Annotated in this window: 18 protein-coding genes and 1 riboswitch; of the genes, 7 read left to right on the top strand and 11 right to left on the bottom strand. The window is 60.1% G+C overall.

Translation table 11 applies throughout. The features are described from left to right. Nucleotides 1-53: 53 nt before the first annotated feature. The 4 genes from infB to ROI90_RS03800 form a co-directional block, all read right to left on the bottom strand. The gene (infB, locus tag ROI90_RS03815; protein ID WP_315997002.1) at nt 54-3,173 is read right to left on the bottom strand and encodes a translation initiation factor IF-2; all 3,120 of its coding nucleotides are present in this window, start codon (nt 3,171-3,173) and stop codon (nt 54-56) included. 124 nt (nt 3,174-3,297) lie between these two features. Then, the gene (gene nusA, locus ROI90_RS03810) at nt 3,298-4,584 is read right to left on the bottom strand and encodes a transcription termination factor NusA (RefSeq protein ID WP_315997001.1); all 1,287 of its coding nucleotides are present in this window, start codon (nt 4,582-4,584) and stop codon (nt 3,298-3,300) included. 99 nt (nt 4,585-4,683) lie between these two features. Then, nucleotides 4,684-5,157 carry a ribosome maturation factor RimP gene (locus ROI90_RS03805; RefSeq protein WP_315997000.1) on the bottom strand — a complete coding sequence of 158 codons (474 nt, stop codon included), beginning with the start codon at nt 5,155-5,157 and terminating at the stop codon, nt 4,684-4,686. Nucleotides 5,158-5,385: 228 nt separating this feature from the next. Next, nucleotides 5,386-8,865, bottom strand: a complete 3,480-nt coding sequence (locus tag ROI90_RS03800) for a DUF7948 domain-containing protein (protein ID WP_315996999.1) — start codon at nt 8,863-8,865, stop codon at nt 5,386-5,388. Nucleotides 8,866-8,999: 134 nt separating this feature from the next. On the opposite strand from ROI90_RS03800, the gene ROI90_RS03795 reads away from it, so the two are divergent. From ROI90_RS03795 to ROI90_RS03785, 3 genes are all read left to right on the top strand, one after another. Next, nucleotides 9,000-10,127, top strand: a complete 1,128-nt coding sequence (locus ROI90_RS03795; protein WP_315996998.1) for an endonuclease/exonuclease/phosphatase family protein — start codon at nt 9,000-9,002, stop codon at nt 10,125-10,127. A 239-nt stretch (nt 10,128-10,366) separates the two neighbouring features. Further along, the gene (cysS, locus tag ROI90_RS03790) at nt 10,367-11,914 is read left to right on the top strand and encodes a cysteine--tRNA ligase (RefSeq protein ID WP_315996997.1); all 1,548 of its coding nucleotides are present in this window, start codon (nt 10,367-10,369) and stop codon (nt 11,912-11,914) included. A 132-nt stretch (nt 11,915-12,046) separates the two neighbouring features. After that, on the top strand, nt 12,047-13,072 hold the full coding sequence (locus ROI90_RS03785; RefSeq protein WP_315996996.1) for a M28 family peptidase: 1,026 nt from the start codon (nt 12,047-12,049) through the stop codon (nt 13,070-13,072). Nucleotides 13,073-13,151: 79 nt separating this feature from the next. Here the strand turns inward: ROI90_RS03785 and ROI90_RS03780 are convergent, their stop codons facing one another. Continuing rightward, entirely contained in the window at nt 13,152-13,673 is a 522-nt protein-coding gene (locus ROI90_RS03780; RefSeq protein WP_315996995.1) for a GNAT family N-acetyltransferase, read from the bottom strand. Between the two features lie 22 nt (nt 13,674-13,695). Next, nucleotides 13,696-14,613, bottom strand: a complete 918-nt coding sequence (locus tag ROI90_RS03775; RefSeq protein ID WP_315996994.1) for a S66 peptidase family protein — start codon at nt 14,611-14,613, stop codon at nt 13,696-13,698. 127 nt (nt 14,614-14,740) lie between these two features. Between ROI90_RS03775 and ROI90_RS03770 the strand changes: the two genes are divergently transcribed. Both ROI90_RS03770 and ROI90_RS03765 read left to right on the top strand, forming a co-directional pair. Further along, nucleotides 14,741-15,967 carry an alpha/beta hydrolase gene (locus ROI90_RS03770; protein WP_315996993.1) on the top strand — a complete coding sequence of 409 codons (1,227 nt, stop codon included), beginning with the start codon at nt 14,741-14,743 and terminating at the stop codon, nt 15,965-15,967. Nucleotides 15,968-16,043: 76 nt separating this feature from the next. Further along, entirely contained in the window at nt 16,044-17,201 is a 1,158-nt protein-coding gene (locus ROI90_RS03765; RefSeq protein ID WP_315996992.1) for an alpha/beta hydrolase, read from the top strand. Between the two features lie 69 nt (nt 17,202-17,270). Here the strand turns inward: ROI90_RS03765 and ROI90_RS03760 are convergent, their stop codons facing one another. The 4 genes from ROI90_RS03760 to ROI90_RS03745 form a co-directional block, all read right to left on the bottom strand. Further along, a complete protein-coding gene (locus ROI90_RS03760) occupies nt 17,271-18,536 on the bottom strand; it encodes a homoserine dehydrogenase (protein ID WP_315996991.1) in 1,266 nt (421 codons plus the stop codon). Then, nucleotides 18,526-19,563 carry a homoserine O-acetyltransferase MetX gene (metX, locus tag ROI90_RS03755; protein ID WP_315996990.1) on the bottom strand — a complete coding sequence of 346 codons (1,038 nt, stop codon included), beginning with the start codon at nt 19,561-19,563 and terminating at the stop codon, nt 18,526-18,528. Before metX ends, ROI90_RS03760 begins: the two co-directional genes overlap by 11 nt. A gap of 289 nt (nt 19,564-19,852) precedes the next feature. Then, entirely contained in the window at nt 19,853-21,235 is a 1,383-nt protein-coding gene (locus ROI90_RS03750; RefSeq protein WP_315996989.1) for an O-acetylhomoserine aminocarboxypropyltransferase/cysteine synthase family protein, read from the bottom strand. Between the two features lie 379 nt (nt 21,236-21,614). Beyond that, nucleotides 21,615-21,728: riboswitch (SAM riboswitch) on the bottom strand. A 356-nt stretch (nt 21,729-22,084) separates the two neighbouring features. Next, complete coding sequence (locus ROI90_RS03745; RefSeq protein ID WP_315996988.1) at nt 22,085-22,381, bottom strand: LysM peptidoglycan-binding domain-containing protein; 297 nt, start codon at nt 22,379-22,381, stop codon at nt 22,085-22,087. A gap of 227 nt (nt 22,382-22,608) precedes the next feature. Between ROI90_RS03745 and ROI90_RS03740 the strand changes: the two genes are divergently transcribed. Further along, a complete protein-coding gene (locus tag ROI90_RS03740) occupies nt 22,609-23,028 on the top strand; it encodes a lipocalin family protein (RefSeq protein ID WP_315996987.1) in 420 nt (139 codons plus the stop codon). 129 nt (nt 23,029-23,157) lie between these two features. Continuing rightward, on the top strand, nt 23,158-25,749 hold the full coding sequence (locus tag ROI90_RS03735) for an erythromycin esterase family protein (RefSeq protein ID WP_315996986.1): 2,592 nt from the start codon (nt 23,158-23,160) through the stop codon (nt 25,747-25,749). A gap of 87 nt (nt 25,750-25,836) precedes the next feature. Here the strand turns inward: ROI90_RS03735 and ROI90_RS03730 are convergent, their stop codons facing one another. Further along, on the bottom strand, nt 25,837-26,922 hold the full coding sequence (locus tag ROI90_RS03730) for a lysylphosphatidylglycerol synthase transmembrane domain-containing protein (protein WP_315996985.1): 1,086 nt from the start codon (nt 26,920-26,922) through the stop codon (nt 25,837-25,839). Between the last annotated feature and the right edge of the window lie 44 nt (nt 26,923-26,966).

Genomic DNA, 26,966 nt, shown 5'->3' with positions numbered 1-26,966 from the left:
CCCCCAACTGCTAGCAGTTGGGGGCCTGTTGCGTATAGGTGCCGACGGAGCGGTTACAGCGTCCGTTTCACTTCTTGCTCTTCGAAGCCTTCAATATTGTCGCCCTCCTGGAGGTCGTTGAAGTTCTTCAGCGAGATACCGCACTCGTAACCCTGGCGTACTTCCGACACGTCGTCTTTGTAGCGCTTGAGGTCCTGAATTTCGCCCGAGTACACTACAATACCGTTGCGCACGAGGCGAACTTTGGTTTTGCGGGTGAAGGTACCGTCTGTTACCATACAGCCGGCAATGGTGCCCACCTTGGTGATATTGAATACCTGACGAATTTCGGCGTTGGCTACTACCACTTCCTTCACCGTAGGAGCCAGCATACCTTCCATGGCATCTTTCACCTCGTTGATGGCGTTGTAGATAATTGAGTAGAGGCGGATGTCGATCTGCTCCTGCTCGGCCAGTTTCCGGGCACTCTGCGAGGGCCGCACCTGGAAGCCGATGATGATGGCGTCGGAAGCCGAAGCCAGCAATACGTCGGTTTCCGAAATGGCACCCACGCCTTTGCTGAGGATGTTCACGGCCACTTCCGGCGTGCTCAGTTTCAACAGGGAGTCGGCCAGTGCTTCCACCGAGCCATCCACGTCGCCTTTCACGATGACGTTGAGCTCCTTGAACGAACCGATAGCCAGACGACGACCAATTTCGTCCAGAGTGATGTGCTTTTTGGTGCGCATGCTCTGCTCACGGGCCAGCTGCTGACGCTGCGTAGCCAGTTCACGGGCCTCACGCTCCGTCTCCATCACCTGAATCTTATCACCAGCCTGCGGTGCACCCGTCAGACCCAGTACCTGCACCGGCGTGGCCGGGCCAGCCTGCTTCATCTTCTTACCGCGGTGGTCGGTCATGGCTTTTACGCGGCCGAAGTGCGGACCAGCCAGCACAATATCACCCACGTTCATGGTACCGGTTTGCACCAGAATAGTCGTTACGTAGCCGCGGCCTTTATCCAGCGAGGCTTCAATAACGGTACCGATGGCGTTGCGGTCGGGGTTGGCCGTCAGCTCGAGAATCTCGGCTTCCAGCAGCACCTTTTCCAGCAGATCGTCAATGCCCAGGCCGGTTTTGGCCGATACTTCCTGGCTCTGGTATTTACCACCCCATTCCTCCACCAGAATGTTGATTACCGACAGCTCTTCCCGCACTTTATCGGGGTTAGCACCGGGCTTATCAATCTTGTTAAGAGCAATTACGATGGGCACCCCAGCGGCTTGCGCGTGGTTGATGGCTTCCTTCGTCTGTGGCATCACCGAGTCGTCGGCCGCTACCACAATAATGGCAATGTCCGTTACCTTGGCACCCCGGGCACGCATAGCAGTAAACGCTTCGTGACCCGGCGTATCGAGGAAGGTTACGCGCTTGCCCGATTTAGTCATCACGTCGTAGGCCCCGATGTGCTGGGTAATACCGCCGGCTTCACCTTTGGCCACGCTGGCATTCCGGATATAGTCAAGCAAGGAAGTCTTGCCGTGGTCAACGTGACCCATGATGGTCACGATGGGAGCACGGGGCTGCAGATCTTCCTCGTTGTCTTCAATTTCAATGGTGGTATCCTCTTCCTCGGCGCTCAGGAACTCCACGTCGTAGCCAAACTCGTCGGCAATAACCGTAATGGCTTCGGCGTCGAGGCGCTGGTTGATGGACACGAACATGCCCATATTCAGGCACACCTTAATCACATCATTCACCGAGACATCCATGAACGACGCCAGGTCGTTGGCCGAAATAAACTCGGTTACTTTGAGGGTTTTAGCATCCAGCTCATTCTGGGCGCGCAGGGCTTCCCGGTCTTCAGCCGCCATGTTCCGCTTGTCGCGGCGGTACTTGGCGCGATTCTGCTGCTGACCACCACGGCCGCCGCTGAGCTTAGCCAGCGTAGCCTTGATCTGCTCCTGAATCTGCTTGTCGTTCTGCTCGGGCGTGAGCGGAACCGCAGGCTGGCGGTTGCCACCAGCGCGGTTGTCACGGTTGCCACCACCCTGCTGGCCAGGACCACCAGGACGGTTACCACCCTGGCCGCCGGGCCGGTTGCCGCCGCCTTGCTGGCCGGGGCCACTGGGCCGGTTACCAGCCCCTTGGGTTTGGCCACCGGTAGCTGGTCCGCCTTGCTGGCCGGGGCCGCTCATAGGAATGCGCTGGCGCTTCTTCTTGTCGTTGGCATTGAGGCCGCTCTTACGCACATCGGAAGAGGCAACGGGGCGGGCACCCCGTCCTCCTCCGCCACGACGTGAGGAGTCAACGGGTAGCTCAATTTTGCCGAGTACCGTGAGGCCTTTCAGCTGGTCAGCCTTGGCCACGATGGTGCCTTCCTCGGTTGCAGCCTCGGGAGAAGCCGGTGCTTCGGGAGCGGCGGCCGGAGTGGGCGCTGCGGCCGCAACTGCTTCCGCAGCCTTAGGAGCCGGAGCAGCCGCCTGCGGAGCTGGGGCGGCGGGAGCGGCCTGGGGTTTCTCGGGGGCAGGAGCAGGCGCGGCAGCAGGTTCCGGGTGCGGAGTTTCCTTGGCTTCTACCGGAACCTTCGCGGCAGGAGCAGGCTCGGCTACGGGCGTTACAGGAGCTTTGGGTGCTTCCGGAGCTTTGGGCGTCTCTACTGCTTTCGGAGCTTCTGGGACCGGAGCGGTAGGTTGCGAAGCAGCGGGGGCTGGAGCCGGAGTTGCTGGTTTGGGCGGCACGGGGCGGCCTTTGGCATCCAACTCAATTTTGCCCAATACCTTCAAGCCAGGCACACGGGCTGGCTCCTCGGCAGGGACAGGTTTGGGGGCCTCAGCAACCGGAGCGGGCTGAGGAGCGGCTTGCGGAGCAGCCACGGGAGCGGGAGCAGCAGGCTTGGGAGCCGGAGCCGCGGGCTTGGCGGCCTCAACGGCACGCGCCGCCGCCGCTTGGGCAGCCGCCGCTTCCATCTCGCTTTGGCGCTTGGCCTGACTCACTTTTGCAGCATCCATCTTATCCTGTGCCGACGACGCGAAGGCCTTCTCCAGCAGAGCAACTTGCTCCGAGGATAGCTTGGTCGTGGGTTTGTTTTCGATGGAATGCCCTTTTCCCGCCAGAAAATCCACGATTGTGGATAGCCCAACGTTCAGGTCTTTGGCCGCCTGATTCAGCCGTTTGGTTGCTGCTTCCGCCATTCTATGCTCGCGAACGATACTCTTATCTTGGTGCAAAGGTACTAACTTAAATCTTGCCGGGCGGCGCTAACTTCAAACCACCCGGCCTGATGTTAGCGCCCGTGCCGTACCGGCCGCCGCGCACTCATTGCGCGTCGCCGGAATTTGGGGTTTCTTCCTCCTGGTCTTCGTTATCTTCGAACTCCTGGCGGATCACGCGGAAGAGCTCTTCCACCGTTTCTTCCTCCAGCTCCGTGCGACGCACGATGTCTTCTTTGCTAACGGCCAGTACGGCGCGGCCGGTATCGAGGCCGATTTTCTTCAGCTCCTCGAGAATCCAGCCTTCAATCTCATCCTGGAACTCGTCCAAGGCAATATCTTCCTCGAAGTCACCGGCATCCCGGAACACGTCGATTTCCATACCAACCAAGCGTGAGGCCAATTTGATGTTGGCGCCACCGCGGCCAATGGCCAACGAAACCTGGTCGGGCTTCAAGAACACCGAAACCCGCCCAGTTTGTTCGTTGATTTTCATCGACGTGAGCTTGGCCGGCGACAGGGCCCGGGCAATGTAGAGCTCCAGGTTGTCGGTGTAGTTGATAATGTCAATGTTTTCGTTCTCGAGTTCCCGCACTACGGCGTGAATACGCGAGCCTTTCATACCCACGCAGGCTCCCACCGGGTCAATACGGTCATCGAAGCTTTCTACGGCTACTTTGGCCCGCTCGCCGGGTTCCCGCACGATATTTTTGATGGTGATGAGGCCATCGAAGATTTCGGGTACTTCCTGCTCCATCAGGCGCTCCAGGAAAGCGGGAGCAGCACGCGACAGAATGATTTTAGGCGTGCCGTTGAGCACATCCACGCGGTGCACGACGGCCCGAATGGAGTCGCCCTTGCGGTACCGGTCCTTGGGGATTTGCTCGCCTTTGGGTAATACCAACTCGTTCTCGTCCTTGTCTAGGATGAGAGCTTCGCGTCCCCATACCTGGTACACTTCGCCTACCACTACCTCACCTACCTGATCTTTGTAAGTCTGGTAGAGATTGTCGCGCTCCAAGTCCTTCACGCGCTGAATCAGCGTTTGGCGGGCCATGAGCACGGCGCGGCGGCCGAAATCCTCCAGCTTCACCTCCTCGGCTACCTGCTCGCCGATTTCGAAGTCGGGCTCAATTTTCTGCGCTTCCGTCAGCGGAATTTTGTCGAAGTCCCAGATGTCCTCGGAGTTGTCGTCCACGATTTCGCGGTTGCGCCAAATTTCCAGGTCACCCTTATCCACGTTCAGAATCACGTCGAAGTTCGAGTCGTCGTCGTACTTCTTGCGAATCATCGTGCGGAATACTTCCTCCAGGATGCTCATCATCGTGGGGCGGTCAATGTTCTTCGACCGGGCGAATTCGGCAAACGATTCAATCAGGACGTTGCTGTTCATGCTGATTTTTAGTTGTTGGTTGTTGGTTGGCAGTGGCTGGCAGATTGCGTGCGGGCTGGTGAAGCCGACAACGGATAACGCGCTACTGACAACCCTATACTACTTAAAAGAAATCACCACTTTGGCTTCGCTGATATCGGCGAAGGGCACAAAAGCGGCCGGGAGAGTCTTTTTCTTGTTCTTTTCCTTTATTTCTTCGGCCAGCTGAATGCCAGTGGAATCAGCTGCCTCCAGTACGCCGGTTTTTTCGGTGCCATCGGCCAGTTTCAGGCTGAGGCTGCGGCCCACGTGGCGGGTGTACTGGCGAGGGTCGCGCAGGGGCTGGTCGGCACCGGGGGAGGTGACTTCCAGCGTGTAGCTGATTTCCTCGCCGTATTCTTCCTCCACGCGGCGGGCCAGGCGGCGGCTAATCTGCGCGCACTCATCAATGCCAAGGCCCTGCTCCCCATCCAGGGTAACCGTTACTTTGGGCCGAATGGCATCCGACACGGCGAGGCTCACCACGAACAGACTACCATCAACAGGTAGACTATCCTGGAGCATCTCGGAGAGGCGGGCTTGGTCGAGTTTCATGGGCGGGACAGCTGATAAAAGAAAGAGGGGACTATCCGTCCCCTCTGTTCACATCCTAATTTGCTGGGGCAAAGATACAACGCAAAATCACGGAAAGCAAGCCAGTAGCCGGTTTGCGCCGAAGAGCAAGTCAGCTGGTAGTGAGGCCGCCAGTTCTGGGCGGGGGCTGGTTGTGAAGGTGCTGGACAAGGCAGCGGTATGGGCCTGGCTGACGAAACCGGGGAGAGCCTACCGCTCAACCGTAACCCAACCTTTTATAGCCCGGCCATCGGCATCTTTCAGGTGATAATAATACAGGCCGTCGGGCAGATTGTCGGCGCGCCAGTCGTTGCGGTAGGTATCGGTTTCAAATACCTTATTGCCCCAGCGCGTGAACACCTGCAGGCGGGCCGGCCGGCAGCTGAAGCGGGGAATAAAGGTTTCGTTCTTGTCGTCGTGGTTGGGGGTGATGATGTTAGGCACAAATACCTCGCCCACCACTATTGGCACGAAGCTGGTTTCTACGGTACAGTTGGCGTAGCGGGCCGTGAGCTTAGCGGTATAGTTGCCGGGCTGCTCGTACACGTGCGTGGGGGCCTCTTCGGTTGACGTTGGGCTACCATCGCCAAAATCCCAGACGTAGGTGCCGCCGGAAAGGACGGGTACGAAAGGACAACTGAAGGGAGCCAAGCCGGTGTACTGCGGGAAGCTGGTGCACTCCGGCGCGCTCAGGGGGAAATTGATGGCCGGAGAGGGAGCCAGTAATACCTGACGGGTGGCCGTGTTCACGCAGCCATTTTCCGTAACGGAGTAGGTAAGCGTAAAGATGTCCCCGCGCAGGTTGGTGTTCGGAGGCGTAAACAAACCACCCGCAGTAACCCCGGTACCGCTCCAAGTACCGCCGGCCGGTGAAAAGCCGCTAAGCTGCACGGGCTGGGTTTCGTAGGCGCAAAACGTGAGGTTGGGACCGGCTGCTATTTGTGGCAAGGGGTTTACCACAATGGTGCGGGTGGCCGAGCCACAGCCAAGGGTATCGGCGAAGGAGTAGGTGAGCGTGTACGTGCCGGCTCCCGCCTGCTGGGGGTTAAACACGTTGCCCGTGAGCCCCTTTGTGGCGCTCCAGGTACCGCCGGCCGGCGTGGCCTGCAGCGTTACGGGTGAGCCGCTGGCACACAGGGCGGGTACCGCGCTAATATTAACTGTGCGCTCGGGAGTTACAATCATGGCCAGGGGCCGCACACTCCGGCAGATGCCGGTGGTGACGACGGAATACTGCAGCACGTTGCGGCCTATTAGCGCCGCCGTGGGTTGAAACTGATAAGTGCCATCGGGCTGGCGTGTTACACCCGGCCCGCTCCAAGTGCCGCCGGCCGGCTGCCCGCCCAGGGTTACGGGCCCGCTGCTGGCGCACACGTAGCGGGCGGGGCCGGTTTCGGCTACGGTGAGGCCAAAGCTGATGACAAAGGCGGCGTTGTTGCAGTTGCTGCTGCCGTTGCGGGTAGTGTAGTAGTTGGCGCCAGCTGGGGTAGGGAAGCCCTGAGTGCCCCGGCACCCACCGCATACGGCTTGGTACACCACGCCTTTTTTATCAAAACGGGAGGTGCCCCCATCCACGTGCTCACCGGTGCCGCCTGTCTCCCCGTAAAAAGTAGCGTACTCCAACGCAGTAAGGCTGGCAGTAAACTGCGCAATGTAAAAGTCGCTGCCATCAGTGGTTCGCTGCAGCGCGTTGGCCGTAGTAGGCAACAAGCGAGTGGAACCGCCGGCATAATCGGCGTTACTGTTGCCGCCCCAGCCACTCACATACACCCGTTCACAGTCATCTACCAGAAAAGCAGTGGGTGAAATATCGTAGCCAGGTGACGTGGAGCCGAAAGCTGTGCTGTAACGGGTGGTGGCCAGATCGGGGCTGAGCTTATGAATGAACTGATGCGCCCCCCGTACCCCATACAAGCCCGTTGTGATAGGGTAATTGCTGGAGCTGGTCTGGCCGAGCACGTACACGTCGCCATCGGCATCCAGCTGCAGAAAGAAAGCTAACTCGGAAGCAGTCGTGCCCAGGTACGTGGCGTGCTGCAGGGTAGTGCCGTTGGGGGAGAAGCAGACGGCAAATCCGTCGCGGCCGCCGGGCTGCTGCCGTTGCAGGGCGCCGGCCGTCGTCGGGAAATCGGGGCTGTCGGTGCCGCCGGCCACAAACAGGCGCTGGTTGGGAGTGAGCTGCAGGGAAAAGGCGGCTTCGGCCCCGGCGCCTCCCAGGTAGGTGCTCCAAAGCTGGCGGCTTAGCTGGCGGTTAAGCTTGCAGACTACGGCATCGGAACTGCCCCGGCGAGTGCCCTGAATTGGCTGCACCAGGGGAAAATCGGCGCTTTGCGTGACAGTAGCAATGTAGATGTTGTTTTCGCCATCGGTCAGTACGTCGCCCCGGAAGGCATCCCCGTAGTTGTTCACCAGCCCTAGGTTCAGGCCATCATTGGCGCTGCCGCCCAAGTAAGTTGACGACGTGAGCCGGGTACCGTCGAAGCTCAGGGTGCTGATAAACAAGTCGGACCCACTGCCGTAGCCCATTGGGCCGCTGGAAATGCCCCCTGTAGGGTTCACGGAGTTACCGCCACGAAAATTCCGCTGCAGAGCTCCCGTTGAGGTAGGAAAATTGCCAGAGCCCGTGGAGCCCAGAATCACCAGCTCGCCTGCGTTATTCACTACTAAGCTGTGGGGGGCATCGGTGCCGGAGCCGCCGAGATAGGTAGCGTACAGGCGGGCTGCTGGCCCGGAGGTGGTCACGCGGTACTTAATGATAGCCACGTCGCCGGCCCCGGCAAAGGAGGATTGAAAAGCGCCCGGGGAAGTGGGGTAACCCTGGTCGAAGGCTACCCCACCGGAGTACATATTGCCCTGAGCATCATAGGTTGCCGTGAAGCCCCAGTTATCGGCCGAGGAGCCGGTAAACGAGGAGAACAGCACCGTGGGGTCAATGGTGAGCGGCCGGTTGGTATCGTAGCTGCCCAAGCGGAAGCGCACCGTCTGGCCAACCAGCTCGAACCGGCACTCCACCGGCTGGCGCTGGCCTGAGGGCGAGGTTTGCCAAGCTTTGGGAGCTTGCTCAGCAATGGTGCCTACTGAGGTTTCCAGTTGCAGATGCCCCTCTGAGGTTATTTTCATCGAGGTGAGCCCATCGTAGCGCAAGCGGATGAGGTTGGGCCGAGCCCCCGGAGCCAACAGGAAGTCGTATTCCAGGTGCTTCTGCTGGTTTTCGTACAGCTGCACATCAATGCCGGGATACATGCCGGTGTAGCGCACCTGCCGGTATCCGCGCACCTGCGAGGCCCACTGGTGCGCATCGGAACCCCGGAAGTAATTGCGGGTGCCCTCGGTGGGCTGCTGAGTGGCCAGGGCCGGCCGGGAGCTGCCGCCCTCAAACGACATGGTGTACGCGTGGCCCCGCAGCAGGGACGGGGCCGGCTGGCGCTGAGCCGCGCCCTGGCTCTGGCCGTGGTGGCTTAGAGCGGCAACATCGGCGGGGTGCAACAGGGAGTAGGTGAAGCCACTGGCCGTGAGGTAGAGCTGCCCGCCAGGTACCTCGGCCCGAAACAGCGCGGCCCGAGGCCATTGGCCTTTGTTTTCCACGAACTCCAGGCTTTGTGCGGGCTCGGGGGCATTAACCGGGCGGGGGGCTGCCGTAGCTGGCAGGCAGGACAGCAACAGAGAAATAAAGAGTAAGAATTGGGGCATATACGAATGGAAATAAACCAGACGAAAGATACGCACTGTGGCGTTGAAAATGCGCGCCATTTTCCGGGGCGCTTGGCTCACTGGGAACGGTTACCTTTGCCCACCTGATTCTATCTGCCGCAGAAAGGTTGCCCGTGCGTCGTTCGTTTGCTTTCAAGAGTACCGTGTTGGTAATGGGGTGGGTGCTGGCAGCCATTGCCTGCGTCCAGATTCCGGCCTATACCTTTTGGCCAGCCATTTTTGGGGCGCTTACCTTGCCCGTGGCCCTGGCCCTGAACCTGCTGCTGCTGGGTTACTGGCTGCTGCGGCGCTGGCCGGTGGCACTGCTGCCGCTGGGTTTGGCGGTGCTCACCTGGCCGCACTTTCAGCGGGGGCTGGCCCTGCATCCATTTAAGCTGAGCAATGCCCCTGTGCCAGCCAACGGTCCGGTGGTAAAGGTGCTGTCGGCCAACGTGCGCATTTTCAACGTGTATCCACAGCTGCGCAATGAAGGGCTCCAATCCTCGAAGGCCATGGTGCAGTGGCTGCAGGAAAACCCGGCCGATATTCTGTGCCTGCAGGAGTTTTACAACGAGCCAGCCGGCACCCGCACCCAGGATGGCGCGGTGTTCCGGACGGTAGATAAAATCGGGCGGGAGTCGGGCCGGCAGGCGTTCCTGTCCAAAACCCTGACCAATAGCGCCGGGGCCGAGTTTGGCATGGCCATTTTTTCGCGCTTTCCCATCGTGCACCGGGGCACCATCAGCTTCGGTAAGCTCACCCAAAACCACGCCATGTGGGCCGATGTGCGCCTGCCCTCCCAGGATACGGTGCGCGTGTACAGCTTCCACCTGCAAAGCATGAGCATGGATGAGAAGGACATCGTGGACAGCTACTCCAGCAAGGCCGGCCTGAAGCAGAAGGGCGCCGGTCTGCTGCGGCGCTTCAAGCGCGGAGCCCTTGCCCGGCACTGGCAGATTGATACACTGGTGCAGCGCTTTGCCCGGTGTCCTTACCCCATTCTGCTCTGCGCCGACCTCAACGACGTGCCCTACAGCTATAGCTACGACCAACTGGCCGACCATTTCCAGAATGGCTGGGCTGCCGTGGGCAATGGGGTGGGTAGCACCTACAATGGCCGCCTACCCTTCGTGCGTATCGACAATCAGTTTGCCGGTCCCCAGTTTTCCGTCGAGGATTTTCAGGTGCATTATTCCATTCCCTACTCCGACCACTTTCCCACCACAGCCACTTACCAATTGCGGAAACCCGCCCATAAATAACAACCGTTGTACCCCTCAGGGAACATCTTGTACTGTCCTTCGAACCTTTTAGACTGCCCGCCCGGATTTTTGTACTGCTTGGGCTAGGTTTTAAACTAAGTTTTGGGGAAATGCGGCCTGCAGCAGACTTTGGCAGGCTTGGGTTGTTGTTCGGCACCTTGAGCACGTATTACCGCAGGCGGTTATAAAATCTGGCACCGCCGCCGTTTCATGCCGCTATGGCGGTTACTTTTGCACCCATGCAGCACCCACTCTCGCTCTACAACACCCTCACCCGCCGCAAAGCCCCGTTCCAGCCCCTCAATGCGCCCTTTGTGGGCGTGTACTTGTGCGGGCCAACGGTGTACAACGAAGCCCACGTGGGCAACGCCCGCGGGCCGGTGGTGTTTGATGTGCTGACGCGCTACCTCCGCTACCTCGAATATACCGTGCGCTACGTGCGCAACATCACCGATGTGGGCCACCTGGAAGGCGACGCTGACGAAGGAGAGGACAAAATCGGGAAGATTGCCCGGGCCCGGCAGGTGGAGCCCATGCAGGTAGCCGAGGGCTACACCAACCTCTACCAGGAGCACATGGAAGCCCTGGGCTGCCTCCCGCCCGACATTACGCCCCGGGCCAGCGGCCACATTGTGGAGCAGATTGACATGGTGCAGCAAATCATCGACAATGGCTTCGGCTACGAGTCCAACGGCTCGGTGTACTTTGATGTGCCCGCCTACAATGCCGCCGGCCGCGAGTATGGTAAACTCTCCAACCGCGTAGTGGAGGAGCTGCTGGCCGGCTCCCGCGACAACCTGGCGGGTCAGGAAGAGAAACGCAGCCCCCTGGATTTTGCCCTCTGGAAAAAGGCCGATGAGCGCCACCTCATGCGCTGGCCCTCGCCCTGGAGCGACGGGTTTCCCGGCTGGCACCTGGAGTGCTCGGCCATGAGCCGCAAATATCTCGGCGCTGAGTTTGACATTCACGGTGGCGGGCTGGATTTGATGTTTCCGCACCACGAGTGCGAAATTGCCCAGAGCCAGGCCTGCAACCACCCCACCAACGAGGCTCAGGTGTGGATGCACAACAACATGATTACGGTGAACGGGGCCAAGATGAGCAAGTCGCTCGGCAATTTCATCACCATCAGCCAGCTCTTCTCGGGTGATAATGGTACCCTGGCCCAGGCGTACTCGCCCATGACCGCCCGGTTCTTCCTGCTGCAAGCCCATTACCGCAGCCCCGTAGATATTACCGATGAAGGTTTGCAGGCGGCCCGTAAGGGCTACCGCAAACTCATGAACGGCCTGCGTCTGCTCGGAAAACTGCGGGAGTTCAGCCTGTCCTCGGAGGTAATCAAGGCCCGCACCGTGGCCCCCGTAGCGGAAGGCAAAGCCCCCGACACTACCGCCGCTGATGCGGAGCTGAACAAGCTGGTGCAGGACTGCTTTGTGGGCCTGAACGACGACCTGAATACGGCCCGCTGCATTGCCAGCCTATTTAACCTGCTGCGCAAGCTCAACGGCTTCGCTGCCAACCCCGCCACCCTGGCCACCGTTAGCGCCGCCGCTCTGGAGGAAGCCACCACGGCCTATCAGGCCCTGGTGCAGGACGTGCTGGGCCTGCGTGATGAGCCCCGGGCCAGCGCCGAGGATTTGCTCCGCCTTACCCTGGAGTTCTACCAGGAAGCTAAAGCCACCAAGGCCTATGACAAGGTAGATCAGATTCGGGCGGCGCTCAAGCAGCAGGGCATTGTGGTAAAGGACACCAAAGCCGGCATCGACTGGGCATATAGCGAAGAGTAAACGGGTACGTTTGAACGTCATGCAGAGGCGCAGCCGAAGCATCTCGCTCGTGAGTAGTTAACTTGCCACTGCAACATCAGCACGCGAGATGCTTCGGCTGCGCCTCTGCATGACGTTCTTCATTCACTTTCTATGACGTCTGTACTTTCCCGTCTTGCTCCAGCCGCATTGGCTAGCTTGCTCCTGCTCACGGCCTGCCCCAGCAAAAACGACACCGCCGAAACCACTACCGATACGACCGGTACCGAAGAGCCTGCGCTGCCCAAAGCCCCGGCCTTCAATGCTGACTCAGCCTACGCCTTCACGGCCAAGCAAGTAGCTTTCGGCCCGCGCGTGCCTAACACCGCGGCCCACGTAAAAACCGGCGACTGGATCATCGGCAAGTTCAAGGAAGCGGGCCTCACAGTAAAGGAGCAGCCCTTTGAGGCCATGGCCTTCGACGGCAAAATGCTGAAGTCGCGCAACATCATTGCCCAGTACATGCCCCAGGCCACACGCCGGGTGGCCATCTTCGCGCACTGGGATACCCGCCCCTTCGCTGACAAGGACAAAGACAAGAAAAACGCGCCGCTTGATGGCGCTTCCGACGGGGCCAGCGGTGTGGCCGTGGCCCTGGAAATGGCCCGCGTGCTGGGTGCGCAGAAAGACAGCCTGGCTCCCGGCGTCGGCGTCGATTTCATCCTGTTCGACTCGGAGGACTACGGCTACGACGGCAGCACCCAGAGCGAGAAGAAAAATCTGCTGGGCAACCAGGAGAGTTGGTGCTTGGGCTCTCAGTACTGGGCTAAAAACGTGCTACCCGTCGGTTATAAGCCCAATTATGGCATTTTGCTGGATATGGTAGGAGCCAAGGGTGGCAAGTTCAGCCGCGAGGAACTCTCCCGCCAGAAGGCTCCGGATGTGGTGGCCAAAGTGTGGAATACGGCCTCCCAACTGGGCTTTTCCGACTACTTCCTGTTCGCTGATGGCTATGGCATCACCGACGACCACGTGTTTACCAATAACGCCGGTATCCGCACCATTGACATTATCGACTTCCTGCCCAACGGCGAGTTTCAGCCTTACCACCACACCACCCAGGACAACATGAGCATCATCGACCGACGCACCCTCAAAGCCGTCGGCCAGACGCTGCTGACGGTGGTGTACGGGGAGTAGAACCAAACACTGCTTTGATGAGAAAGCCTCCGCATCAGCTTGCGGGGGCTTTTTTGTGCCTGTGTACCTGGTACAGGCGTTACTTCAGTAACTTATAGTACACCACTGTAGCCTCCAGTTCCCCGCTGGGTACGCGGGCAAAGGCCGGAATAACTCCTGCTGCGGTGTAGCCCAGACTTTGATAGAGTAGTTCCGAGCCGGCGCCCTGCAGCGTGTCCAAAACCAGGGTGGAGCGGCCATGCTGGCGGGCCGTTTCCTCCGCGGCCCGCATGAGCTGGCGGCCGATGCCGCGCCGCTGTGCCCAGGTAGGTACCAGCAGCTTGGACACTTCGGCGCGGTGCAGGCCATTGGGCTTGGTGGCCAGCACCAGCTGCACGGTGCCTACCAACTGTCCGGCTTCTTCCGCAATCAGTAGTAGGGTGGTTCCGGCCGCAACGCCTGCGCTCACGCTTTGCCAAAACTCCTGGCCCTCGGCAGTACTCATGGGTGGCAGAAAGCCCACGGACGCCTCGGCATCTACGGCATCACGGAGCAGTTCGGTCAGGGCGCTTGCATGCTGGGGAAACTCTTGGGCAGTTACGCGGCGAATCGTGACGGACATGTTGACTGCAGATTGGTGAGCGTTAAACGTACTCCAAGCGCGTACCCTCAGCCGTTACCGTGAGGCGGGCCAAACGGCCCACGACAAGGGCCTGGTTATGGGGCTCATGGCCTACCGGGAAACTGTGAGCCACCGGAAAACCGTATTGCGCAGCGTAGTGCTGAATGATTTCGTTGGGGGTTTGGCCGTAGGGTACGGTATTATCCTGAGGGTTGGAAAAGTGCCCTACCACCAGTCCTGCCAGCCCCGCCAGCTTGCCGGTGCGGTCCAGGTGTACCAGCATCCGGTCAATGGCATACAGGTACTCATCAATATCCTCCAGAAACAGGATGCGGCCGGCCGTAGGTACATCCGACTGGGTGCCGGTGAGGGTTTGCAGGATGCTGAGGTTGCCGCCTACCAGCTCGCCGATAGCCGTGCCCAGTTGGTTGAGTGCGTGGGCCGGGGCCGCGTAGCTGATTTCCTTCCCGAACAACGCCCGCCGCAGGCTTTCCAGGGAGTCCGCGCCGCCCTCCTGGTGAAACAGCAGCGGCATTACCCCGTGAATACTCTGGTGCCCGCGCCGCAGCAAATGGCAGTTGAGGGTGGTGATATCCGAGAAGCCAGCTATCCACTTCGGGTCCTGCCCGAACCGGCCGAAATCAATGCCGTCAATAATGCGGGTGGTGCCGTAGCCGCCCCGGGCGCAGAGAATAGCCCGGATGGCGGGGTTGTCGAGCTGTTGCTGAAAATCCTGGCGGCGCACTTCATCCTCGCCCCCGAACTGGTGGTGCGCCACGTTGGTACTGGCCCCCAGCACTACACGCAACCCCCAGCTTTGCAGCGTGGCAACGGCGGCGGCCAGCTCCTCGTGCGAGGCTTTGCGGGCGGGGCAGACAATGGCAACCTGGTCGCCGGGGCGGAGAGGAGCAGGGGCGGTAGTGGGCATAATAGTCAGCATATCTGAGGCGGTAAACCTACTGAACAGAACTACGCGCCGCGAGGGAACGTATGCGCAGTGCCCGAAAATAAATCCTCTGACCGGGGGAATTATATTTTATATTGCGTAAATCACATAAAACAGCCTCATGAAGAAATTACTACTTGCTCTGTTGTGTGTGTGGTTGGGAAGTGCAGGAGCTACCTCGGCTCAAAGCCGGATTGATACCACCGGCGGCCGCTACTACCGGCCTATTTTCGCCAACATCACCCGCACCCAGGATGTGACCTACGGGGCGGCAACCGACTTTCTGGGCAGCAACCAGAACCTGCGCCTGGATGTGTATCAACCCACCGGCGACACTGTACGCCGCCGCCCGCTGCTCGTGTTTGCCCACGGCGGTGGGTTCGTTTCCGGCAACAAGAACGACGCGGACGTGGTGGAGCTGTGCACCCGCTTTGCCCGCATGGGCTACGTGACGGCCAGCATTGATTACCGCCTGCTGTTTCTGCCCTTTGATACCGTGAATATCGGTCGGGCGGCTATCCGGGCTACGCAGGACATGCGGGCCGCCGTGCGTTTCTTCCGCCGCGACGCCGCTACGGCCCGCACTTACCGCATCCACTCCGATTTCATCTACGCCGGGGGCTCTTCGGCCGGCGCCTTCATGGCTCTGCAAACCGGCTACCTTGATAAAGCTGCCGAAGTGCCCGCCTACATTGGGCTGGCCGACCTGGGCGGGCTGGAAGGCAACAGCGGCAACCCCGGCTACAGCAGTGCCGTGCGCGGCGTTATCAACCTCTGCGGTGCCCTGGGCCGCCCCGCCTGGATTGAGCCCGGTAACGTACCCCTGGTAAGTCTGCACGGCACCGCCGATGCCGTAGTGCCCTACGGCGCTGGCACAGTAGGCGGGGGCTTGCCGCCCCAGAAAGTGTACGGCAGCTCCATCCTGCATGCCCGCGCTACGGCCGTGGGCATCGTCAACCGGCTCTATACGTTCAAGCGGGCCGGCCATGTGCCCTATAGCGGCAGCAGCGCTACGGCCATGGCCTACATGGATACCACCACGCGCGTTGTCCGGGATTTTCTGCGGCCCCTGCTTCGGCAGCCGGCAGTTGTAACGGCCACTAAATCGGCTGCGGGCACTACCCCGCAGGCTTACCCAGTACCTGCTACGGGTACCGTGCAGCTGCAGTGGCCAGCGGCGCTGGCGTTCCGGCCTCAGCCGGTAGAGGTGCTGGATGCCACGGGCCGCGTAGTGCGCCGCCTGCGCTGGGAGCAGCCCACTTTGCTTATCCGCCGGGAGGCGCTGCCTGCCGGCACGTACTTAGTGCGGGCGCCCGGGCTGGTGGCCCGCCGCATCGTGTTCGAGTAAAAAAAACTGGCGCATCGGCCCCCAAACTGGCCGTATCTTTGAAAAAGCAACGGCTCCATGGTCGTTGCTTTTTTGCATGAAATACGGTTGGCTGCTTGGGCTATTGTTGTTGCTGAATATGGGGGCCCGGGCGCAGTCGGCGGCCTCCATTGATACCACCCACGGCCGCTACCACCGCCCGGTGTTCCGCCAGGTGCAGGTGCGCCGCAACGTGGAGTTTGCCCACGTCACCACCATGTTGGGTTTGCCCCAGACGCTGTACATGGACGTGTACGAGCCCCAGGGCGACACCGTGCGCCGCCGCCCCCTGGTAGTACTGGCCCACGAGGGCGGCTTCCTGACTGGCACCCGCGACGATGCCGTAATGACGGCCCTGTGCACCCGCCTGGCTCGCCTGGGCTATGTGGCCGCTACCATTGATTACCGACTCTATTTCTTCCCGTTTGATACCGTGGGCATTGGCCGGGCGGCTGTTCGGGCTACCCAGGATATGCGGGCGGCCGTGCGCTTTTTCCGCCACGATGCCGCCACGGCTCATAAATACCGTGTGCACCCGCAGTACGTGTTCGTGGGCGGTTCCTCGGCCGGGGGCTTCATGGCGTTGCAAACCGGCTACCTCAACAAAGCCTCCGAAGTACCCGCCTACCTGGATATAGCAGCCCTGGGCGGACTGGAAGGCACGGGGGGAAATGCCAAATTCAGCAGCCGACCCCGGGGGGTAGTAAACCTGTGCGGGGCACTAGCCAGAGCGAGTTGGCTGGAAGCCGGCGACCCTCCGCTGTGCAGCGTGCACGGCACCCGCGACGGGTTGGTACCCTACGGCAAAGGCACCATTGGGGCGCAGTTGCCGGCCCAGCTGGTATACGGCAGCGGGGCGCTGCGTGTGCGCGCCAACGCCGTGGGCGTACCCAACGTGCTGCGCCGCCTGCGCGGGGCCGGCCACGTGCCGTATTCCTTCGAGCCTACCTACATCGACTCGGCTTTCGTGGCCGTGCGCGACTTCTTGCGGCCTTTGCTGGGAAACGGGGCACCTGGCCCCCTGCTGGCAGCGGCCTTGAGTCCGCGCCGTGAAGCCCAGGTTACCGCCCTGCTTTTACCTCGGCGCATAACTCTACTCCCTCCTCAACCGGCCTTGGAATGGCAGCCCGCTCTGCTAAAAACCGAACCAGATTCTGTACAGACGCGCCCACAACCTACAACTCCGGAAGCTGCCGGAGCCGGGCCGCCTCAGTAAAAACCGGGTGCCCCGCTACTCGGAAGAGGCAGCAGAACACCCGATAAATGATTCTCGAAAAACGTGAGGTTATGCTAAAACCTCAGCTACCAACACCTCATTGCTGACGGGGCGGAGGCGGCCGGTACGCACAATGAACGCGCCGTATTTGCGCAGTGTGTCGCGGTGACGGATGAGGTTAGCCAGGGCCACGTAGCCTACCACATATTCGTCCTCATCGGCTTCCTCCGAAATTTCGCTGAAGTCGAGCAGGTCAATGAGGCGGTCCTCATCGGTGCGCAGGTAAATTTCCACTTCCAGGTCGGAGGCGTATTCGGCGGGGGCAGCGGCTTTGGGGTAGTGGTAAGCGAAGCCCTGGCGTAGCGCAACCAAATCGGCCAGTACGGCCGAGCCGGTAGGGTGCCCGCCGGCCCCACGCCCCCGCAGAAACTGCTCCCCGGCAAAATCGGCCTCCAGCACTACGCCATTAAACTCATGGTCAACAGTGTACAGCGGCGACTCGGGGCCCACTAGCTGTGGGGTTACCAGGGCGGTTATGCGGCCATCGGCCAGGCGCTGCAAGCCGGCTACTACTTTTATTTTCTGGCCCTGGCTGGCGGCAAAGGCAATATCCACGGCACTGATGCCCTCAATGCCCAGATTCAGCACTTCTTCCGGGTTCAGGAAGGAGCCATAGGCGTGAGCGGCTAGCAGCACGGCTTTGGAGCGCGGGTCGAAAGCGGCCATATCCAGGGTCGGGTCGGTTTCGGCGAAGCCTTTGTGCTGGGCTTCCCGCAACGCCGGCGCGTAGTCGGAGCCATCCTCACCCATGCGCGTGAGCACGTAATTGGAGGAGCCGTTCAGAATACCCGTGAGGCGGCGTAGCGGCTCCTGTCCAAAATAGGCGTCCAGCGTCCGGATAATGGGGATGCTACCGCATACGGCCGCTTCATACAGCAAAGTGCCCTGCCCGGTGCGCTGCAGCTGCACCAATTCGGGCAAGTGACGGGCCAACATGGCCTTGTTGGCCGTCACCACGCGGCGGCCCCGGCGCAACGCCTCGCTCACCAGCCGAAATGCCGTGTCCGCATCATCAATGAGTTCCACCAGCACGTCCAGGGAATCATCGGTAAGCAGCGCCTGGGCGTCAAACTCAAACCGCTCTGCGGGCAGGGGGCGGGCTTTATGGGGGTTTTTTACGGCAATGCGGCTGATAACGAAGCTGCTTTCCGGGTGCTGTTGCAGAATATCGTACAAGCCCTGGCCTACGCAGCCAAACCCAATCAAACCCACCCGCCACGCCTGGGCAGGGGCAGAAACAGCGGAAACGGGCAGGGAAGCAAGGTTAGTGGACATATGTCTGGACGTAGAATCGTTCGAGGAAATGAGTGATTTGAGCGGTTTCAATCAGAAAGCCGTCGTGGCCGTACTGGGAGTGCATTTCGGCATACATGGCCCCTCTGATGTAGCGCGTCAGCAGCTGCTGCTCCTGGGGCGGGAAAAGCACATCGGAGGTAATGCCCAGCACCAGCGTGCGGGCCCGGATGCGGCCCAGCGCCGCCTGCACGCTGCCCCGGCCCCGCCCCACGTTGTGCGAGTCCATGGCGTGGCTGAGCGTCACGTAGCTGTAGGCATCGAAGCGGGCTACTAGCTTATCACCCTGGTAACGCTGGTAAGAGCTGGCCAAAAAATCGGTGATTTTGGCCTCCTCCGGGTCGGTTTGGGTGCTGCCGTAGGCATCGTGGCTGCGGTAGCTGAGTAAGGCCACAGCCCGCGCGGCCCGCAAGCCCGCCGCCCCGCCCGCCGGTGTAGCCTGCTGATAGGTTGGGTCGGCGAAGATGGCCAGCCGTTGCGCTTCGTTGAAGGCAACGCCCCAGGCCGAGTGCCGGGCACTGGTGGCCAGCAGCACCAGGTTCTCAAACACGGCCGGGCGCTGCACGGCCCATTCCACGGCCTGCTGCCCGCCCAAGGAGCCCCCAAGCAAGGTATGGATGCGTGCCAGGGCCAGGTGTTCCCGCAGCGCTTCGTGCACCGTCACCATGTCGCGGATGGTAATAAGCGGAAACTGTTGGTAGGCAGCTTCCCCACGGGTGGGGTCGGGGGTGAGCGGACCAGTGGTGCCGTAGCAGGAGCCCAGCACGTTGGCGCACACGATAAACCACTCGCTCGGATCGAAATGACAACCGGGACCCACCAAACCGGGCCACCACTCCTGCACGTCGGAGTTGGCTGTGAGGGCATGGCACACCCACAGCACATTGTCGCGGGTGGGGCTCAACTGCCCGTAGGTGTGGTAGGTTACCTCCACGTGCGGCAGCACGGCCCCGTTTTCCAGCCGCAGTGGCCGGGGCAAACGAAACACATGGAAATCTTCGGAAGGCATTTTATAGGAGTGCTGTAGGAATGCAGTAGGGTAGGATGGGGCTAAAAAGCCATCATGCTGAGCTTGTGGAAACAGGATGCTCTGATTTTACCTAGCTACCATAAATCAAAAATTAGCCCGCGGGCGGAGTCGAATTCTACCCGACTCCGCCCCGGCTAGGTGCGGACACCACTGGTACTCCCGGTTTCTCTCTCACAAAAACCGGAATGGGTGCCCGCGCTGCGTGCTGGAAGTTGTGCCTCCGGCGGCTCTCTCACCTGCCTCCGGCGGCCTCAACCCCTCTCAAGTTTTACACTTCCAGCGGTGCAGCGTGTTCCGTTTCGGGCTCGGGCAGCAGGGTGCCCTGAGTAGTATTGGGCGAGGCGGCGTTGCGTACCGCGTCAAACGCCTGCTGCAAATCGGCCCGGATGTCCTCAAAATGCTCAATGCCCACCGACAGGCGCAGTAACGTGGGCGACACGCCGGCCGCGCGCTGCTCCTGCTCCGAAAGCTGCTGGTGCGTGGTGGCCGAGGGCTGAATGATGAGCGTTTTGGCGTCGCCTACGTTGGCCAGGTGGCTTACCAGCTTCAGGTTATCAATGAACTGAGTGGCCGTTTCCTTGGAGCCTTTGATGGCAAAAGTGAGTACTCCGCCGTAGCCGCGCTTCAGGTACTTCTGAGCCAGGGTGTGGTAGGGGCTGCTTTTCAGGCCAGGATAGTTCACGACTTCCACCTGCGGATGCTGCTCCAGCCAGGTGGCCGCGCGCAAGGCGTTTTCTACGGTGCGCTCCACCCGCAGACTCAACGTTTCCAGGCCCTGCAGCAGCAGGAAGGAGTTAAATGGGCTTTGCGAGGGGCCAAAGTCGCGCAGCCCCTCCACCCGGGCCCGAATAATAAAGGCAATGTTGCCAAACGGGCCGTTTTTGCCGAATACGTCGTTGAAGATCAGGCCGTGGTAGCCGTCGGAGGGCTCCGTAAACTGCGGGAATTTGCCGTTACCGAAGTCGTAGGTGCCACCGTCCACAATCACGCCGCCCACGCTGGTGCCGTGGCCGCCAATCCACTTCGTGGCCGATTCTACCACAATGTTGGCCCCGTGCTCCAGGGGGCGGAACAGGTAGCCGCCGGCCCCGAAGGTGTTGTCCACAATAAGCGGCAAATCGTGCTTGCGGGCAATGGCAGCAATGGCCTCAAAATCCGGAATGCTAAAGCTGGGGTTACCAATGGTTTCCAGGTAAATAGCCTTGGTGTGCTCATCAATCAGGGCTTCGAACTTGGCGGGCTGGTCGCCGTCAGCAAAGCGCACTTCAACGCCCAAACGCTTGAAGGCCACTTTGAACTGGTTATAAGTGCCGCCATACAGGTGCGTGGTGCTCACGAAATTGTCGCCGGCCTGCAAAATGTTGTTGAGGGCAATGAACTGCGCCGCCTGCCCCGAGGATACCGCCAGAGCTGCCACGCCGCCTTCCAGCGCCGCCACCCGCTGCTCGAACACGTCGGTAGTCGGGTTCATCAGGCGAGTATAAATGTTGCCAAACTCCTTCAGGGCAAACAGGTTAGCGCCGTGCTCAGCATTCTTGAACACGTAGCTGGTAGTCTGGTGAATGGGCACAGCGCGGGAGCCGGTTACAGGGTCAGGCTGCTGGCCGGCGTGGAGTTGGAGGGTCTCGAAGTGGAAGTTCTGCGTGGACATGGCAGGGCTAAGTTTGAAGACGTTGGGGTAGGAAGGGAACCTGAAAGGGAGAGCCACCACGGAGGATAAGGCCACGGCATTCACGTCAAGTTGCTGACGATGAAGCTGGTAGTGGATAGACTGGCTGGCGAGTGCCTAGCAGCGGGCACCTTCGGCTCGGGCCGGAGCTAGGCTGGGAAGAAGGAGGGCTGCGGGGTCGGGCTTGCGGCTAGCAACAGCAACAACACGCGCTGCTACAGCAACGCATTCGCATTCGGCCGGTGGCGGCTGAGGCAGCCGGGGCAACGCAAAAACCCCACGGCAGAACAGCAGGCGCAACGGCGGCTGAGGCGGTAGGGGCTAAAAAGGCGAAAGCGAGGGTGTTTTCCATGGTACTCCTGGGTTATATGCCCCGCCGCCGGATGGCTGGTCGGGCAGGAATTGGCACCTTTCGCGCGGTCGAAGGTTGCCAGTGGGTCAGGGAGCCTGTTCTCTCGCCACTTCTGTATAAATCCTATGAGAACTTCCCCGCCGCGAGCGGAGGAGTACCGAGTTGGTAATGCAAAGGTATAAACGAAGATTTGATATATGCAAGCATTGCCGGGGAAAAGGACTGAAATTATTTTTCTGGCTAATGCGGTTTTATAAATGCATAAAATTATGCATAACATATTGGTAATGAGAAAATAGAAAAAGTATAAGTTAAAGTGGATGTGCTGAGCGAAGTAAAGAAGTGACTAAGCTGATCTGTATAAGCCAACAGTTCCAGTGAGCAGCCAAGCTGAGCTATTGCGAGTAACAGGAGCGTTGGCACACAAAAAAAAGCCGCTCTTATAAGAGCGGCTTTTTGCATATTTTCAAGAATTAACCTTAGCTGGAAGCTTTAGGCAGGGTAAGCACCTGGCCTACTTCAATCTTGTCGGGGTCGGAGCCAATGATAGCCTTGTTGGCCTCGTAAATCTGGTGCCACTTGGTGCCGTCGCCGTAGTGATTGCGGGCAATTTTCGAAAGGGAATCACCGCTTACTACGGTATAGGTTTCGCCTTCGGTAGCGGCGGGCTGGTTGGCGTTGCCGAAAAAGTCGGTAGCACCACCGGCGGCAGGTTTGGCGGCTGGCTCAACGGGTTTCTTTTCGCCGTCGTTCGAGAGAAAATCAAACAGTCCCATAGGAGTAGAATCGTTAAGAGTGGGAGGGGAAGCACCGACATTCGGCCGGGTTGGCAGTCAGTCAGATGCTTCTTACGCCGTGGCGGCCATTAGGTTATAGCTGCACTATATTCTACTGAAGCAAGCATCTGCCGGGCAAACATCTTGCGGTGGGGTTCCGTACTAGACGCATTATCGGCCGTTGCGCCGTTGAGTTTGCCACATCCTTAACCCTATCCACTCTCCCCATGAAAACCCTGACCTCTCCCTTCCGCCTCCTGGCCAGCCTGCTGGTATTGTTGGTTCTCTTCACGGCTGCATCCTGCGGCAGCAAAGAGGGCAAAGTAGAAGGCGTAAATATGCTGTATGGTGCCCAAAGCAAAGTATGGAAAACCGATAAGGAGCTGAGCTCCACCGGCGACAAAGTAAAACAGACTGACGCGCAGGAAGATGAGCGTATTACCTTCTTCGCTAACGGCCAGTACAACATGACCTCGGCCGCTGGTGCCGTAAACGGTAAGTATGACTTTGACCAAGCCGGTAAAAAAATCACCATGACCCCCGACGGCGCGGCCCAAAGCAACACGTTTGATGTAGTAACCCTCACCGACGACAAGCTGACGCTAAAAGCTCCTACCGGCGCCGAGTTAAAGCTCGAAAAAGAATAACCCCGCTGTTAGGTTTGTATAGCAGTCCAAAAAACTTAAAAAAGCCCTTCTGCCCAGTGCGGAAGGGCTTTTTTGATGCGTGTTAGCGGAAGTATGTAGCTTGCTGGCCCACTACATATTATTGTTTCTATGTTTTCTATTCGGATGCTGGCCCTGAGTGGCTTGCTGAGTGTGTTGGCCGGACCGCTACTGGCCCAAAATGCGCCCGGTATTACGGCGGCCGCTGCGCCAATCAAAACATACCCGGTGCGCACCATTAGCCCAACAGATGCTGATTTAAGTGACCTGGAGTTTTTACGGCAGGAAATTGGTCCGGCACGGGTAGTCATGCTGGGTGAGCCTACGCATGGCGTGGGTACGGCCACGGAGGCCAAAGTCCGGTTGATCCGGTTTCTGGCGGAGCGCATGGGCTTTACCACCGTGGCGTTCGAAAGCAGCCTGTATCCGCTGGATCAGGCCGAGCGCGCAATTCAGGCGGGCACTCCGGTCCCGGCTGCCATTGCCGCTTCCGTGTACCCGGTCTGGACGGAAACCCGGGAGTTTCAGGCGCTGCTGCCGCTGCTAGGCAAGGGTAAGCTGCACGTAGCCGGCTTCGACTCGCAGGTGGGCTGGGGGCACGACGATATGCTGGACGAGCTGGAAACCTTCCTGAAGCCCGAAAAAGGCAGCTCCGACATAGCCTACGACTACCTGGATGAGTGCATCAGTACTATGGGGGAGCACAACATTTTTCCTCCTTCGCACCAGCTGGTTTTCTTCAAGATGCAGCTTGGCAAGGCGCGTAAAATATTGGATAAAGTAGCTGTTGGCCCGGACGCCAAGCGCCGGGAGCGGGCCGGCTTCTGGCTGCAGCAGCTGCGGAGTGTGCAGGCCCTGGCCCAGGACTACGCGAGTAACGACCCCGGCGCCAAAGACTCGGCCACGTTTAAGGCCGCCGACAGCAACGCCCGCGACGCTCAAATGGCCGATAACCTGCTATGGTACCTGCGCAACCACCCCCAGGAAAAGGTGATTTGCTGGGGTGCCATCGGGCACCTGTCCAACAAAACGGCCGGTTTGGAAAGTGAGGAGTTGAAGGGTTTCCGGCCCATGGGCCAAGCGGTGAAGGCCGCGCTGGGGGAAGAGGCCGTGTACGTGCTGAGCACGGTGGCGGGTAGCGGCACGCACGGGTTTGGGTACTGGGGCAAACAGCAACCCGTTCCAGTCCCGGCTCCCGGTACGCTGGAAGCCGAGTTGCTGGCCCAGGGCTCCGAGTACAGCTTTGTGAGCCTGAAGCACGATGCCCCGGGCCGCCGGCTCACCACTTACGCATTTGAATTTCTGCCAATATCAGGCCCCTGGAGTGAAGCAATTGATGGGCTGCTCTACCTGAAAACCGTAGCCCCACCCCAGCCCGCACAAGCCACAGCCGCTGCTACGCCCACCGAGGCGGTAGCCGCTGCGGCTCCGCCCGCCGTGCTGAGCCGGCAAAGCCCTACTGTGCGCCCAGCCGCAGGGAAAACCGGCGCGGCGCTTGTGCTCAGTGGTACAGTGCTCGACCGTAAAACCGGCCAGCCGGTTCCCTTTGCTACTGTAGCCATTCCGTCTCGCAGCGCCGGCACCGTTACCGATGCCCAGGGCCGGTTCCGGCTGGAGGCCCGCTTGGGGGAGCAAGTGCAGGTAAGCAGCATTGGCTACGAACCGGCCACCTTAGCGGCGCAGAACCCTACGGCCCTACAGGTGCGCCTGGTTCCGGCGGCCTTCGCCCTGGCCGATGTGCGCGTGAGTGCCCAGTCGCAGGACCCAAAGCGCATTATGAAAAAGGTTATCAAGGCCATTGAAACCAACTACGAGCGGCAGGACTATGCCCAGGATCTGTACGTGCACCGCCGCATTATGGGGTATGATACGCTGCGTCATGAGCTGGAATACACCGGCCGGCAATGGACGCCTGCGGGCTACCAGCATTGGGCGGGCGGCTTTCTGATGCTGGAAAAGCGGCCGGTTATACAGGTACAGGAGAAACGGGAGGCAACTACAAAGGCTGACGGCCGCGCGTACAGTGAGCCAGGCTACGGTTTTTCCGGCGGCTTCGACCCGGTGCGGGTTTCGCCGCTGTTTAAATCGGCCACGCTAGGCCGCTTCCGGCTGCAGCTGGATAGCATAGAACAACGTGGCGGAGAAGTGTACTACGTACTCAGCTTCGCGGCCAAGAAGGCCAGCCACCGGGCCACCGGCATGGGTTTCATTCAGGGCTACTCGGGCAGAATATACGTGCGTGAGCAAGACTACGCGGTGGTGCGCTACGAAAGCCTTTGGCAGCACGACACGGCGGAAGTAAACGCCATAGCACACAAATACTATGGCACTAAAAGCAACATCCGCCACTTCTTCAACGCGGTGTACCAGGACCACCGAACCACGCACGTCGTAACGTATCAGCAAGCGGGTAACGGCCGCTACTATGCCAGCGCCAGCGTGGCGCAGGCCCTGGAGGTTGGCCACATGCTAAGTGGCCGCGGCCGGCATTTTTACAACCAGAAAACCTGCGACGTATACTACGCGCCGCCAGTAGTTGTGCCGGCGGCTGAGGTGCCCGACCCCAATGCCCGGCCTGAGCTGCGCGGCGACAGTACGGGTATCTGGCAGGTTGGCAAAGTTTCAAACCGCCCGGATTTCTGGCAAACCTACCAGCGCCCTACACCGGTTGAGGCAGCTCCAACGCTGGAAGTCACCAGGTAAAGCGGGTTATACCGAGCAAAGCGAAGAATCTGGGGTTAGCGCATCAACAACGTAACCCGGATTCCTCGCTTTGCTCGCAATGACAGTCTATGAGTGCATTACCTGCTCCACCTTCCGCTTGCCATAAATGCGCGTAACCCAACGGGGCAGGAACACGGCCCCCAACACCAAATACAGGTAATACGTGACGATACGGTAAAGCAGCACCATGAAATTGGTCATGGTGGGTGTGCCGATGAACTTGCCGAAGAAGGTGGGGAAGGCGCCCTCGGCAACTCCCGCGCCGCCGGGCGTAATGGCAATCAGCAGGATGACTTTATAGGTGAGGTTGCGGCCGAAAATCAGCCAGAACTCCGGCCAGCTCACGTCAATAAACGCCGCAATCAGGCAGCCGATAACCAGGTAGCGGGCCGTCCAGACAAACGCTGTGCTCAGGGCTGCCCGCAGCCAGTAGCCCCAGCCGTTGCCGCGCAGCTGGGCCGAGGCTAGCACCAGCTCGTTGCCGTGCTGGTAGGCCTTGTTGCGCCAGCGCCGCAGCCCCCGCATGGTAAACAGCCGGATAAACAGCCGCCGCACCGATTGTGGGTTCACAAAAATGGCGTACAGCATCAGCAGGGCGTAGGCCGTCACGAACACGTAGCTCAGTACAAATCCTGCGCGAAGCGTTGCCATCAGTCCGCCCTGTAAGGCTTCGTGCGGGTACAGCGCATCCCCCCCGATGAGCACTACCAGCGGCACCATCAGTACATAGTACAGGTTGTCGAGCATGGCCGTGGCCATAATATAGGCCACCGATTTGCCCAGCGGAATACCCTCCTTGTGCAGCAACACCGGAGCCACGGCCGTACCGCCCACCGCCGATGGCAGCACGCAGGACGAGAACTCCCAGAGCATAATCACATCCAGGGCAGCCCGCCAGCTTAGCACTTTCTCGGTGAGGTACCGGATGCGGTAGACGTAGCCGGCGTCGCGGGCCACCAGCACTACCAGCATCAGCAGCAGCCAGAGTGGTTTGGCATTAGCCAGCGGGGCCAGGTCGCCGGGTTTGTAGCTGCGCCAGAACATAAAGCCCACTACGCTCAGGCCAATAAGCACCGGCAGCACAATCCGCGAGGGGCGGAGCTTATCGAGCAGCTGCTGGTCTTCGGCCTGGGGTTGGGTGAGCTGGGGCATTGCGGAGTGGCGGTGGGTGCGGCTAAAGGTACGGATTTGCGTAG

This window comes from Hymenobacter endophyticus, from assembly GCF_032464715.1.
In the GTDB taxonomy this organism is placed as follows: Bacteria; Bacteroidota; Bacteroidia; order Cytophagales; family Hymenobacteraceae; genus Hymenobacter; species Hymenobacter endophyticus.
Note: the sequence above shows the minus strand (reverse complement) of the source record. Positions and strands in the feature narration are given on the sequence as shown.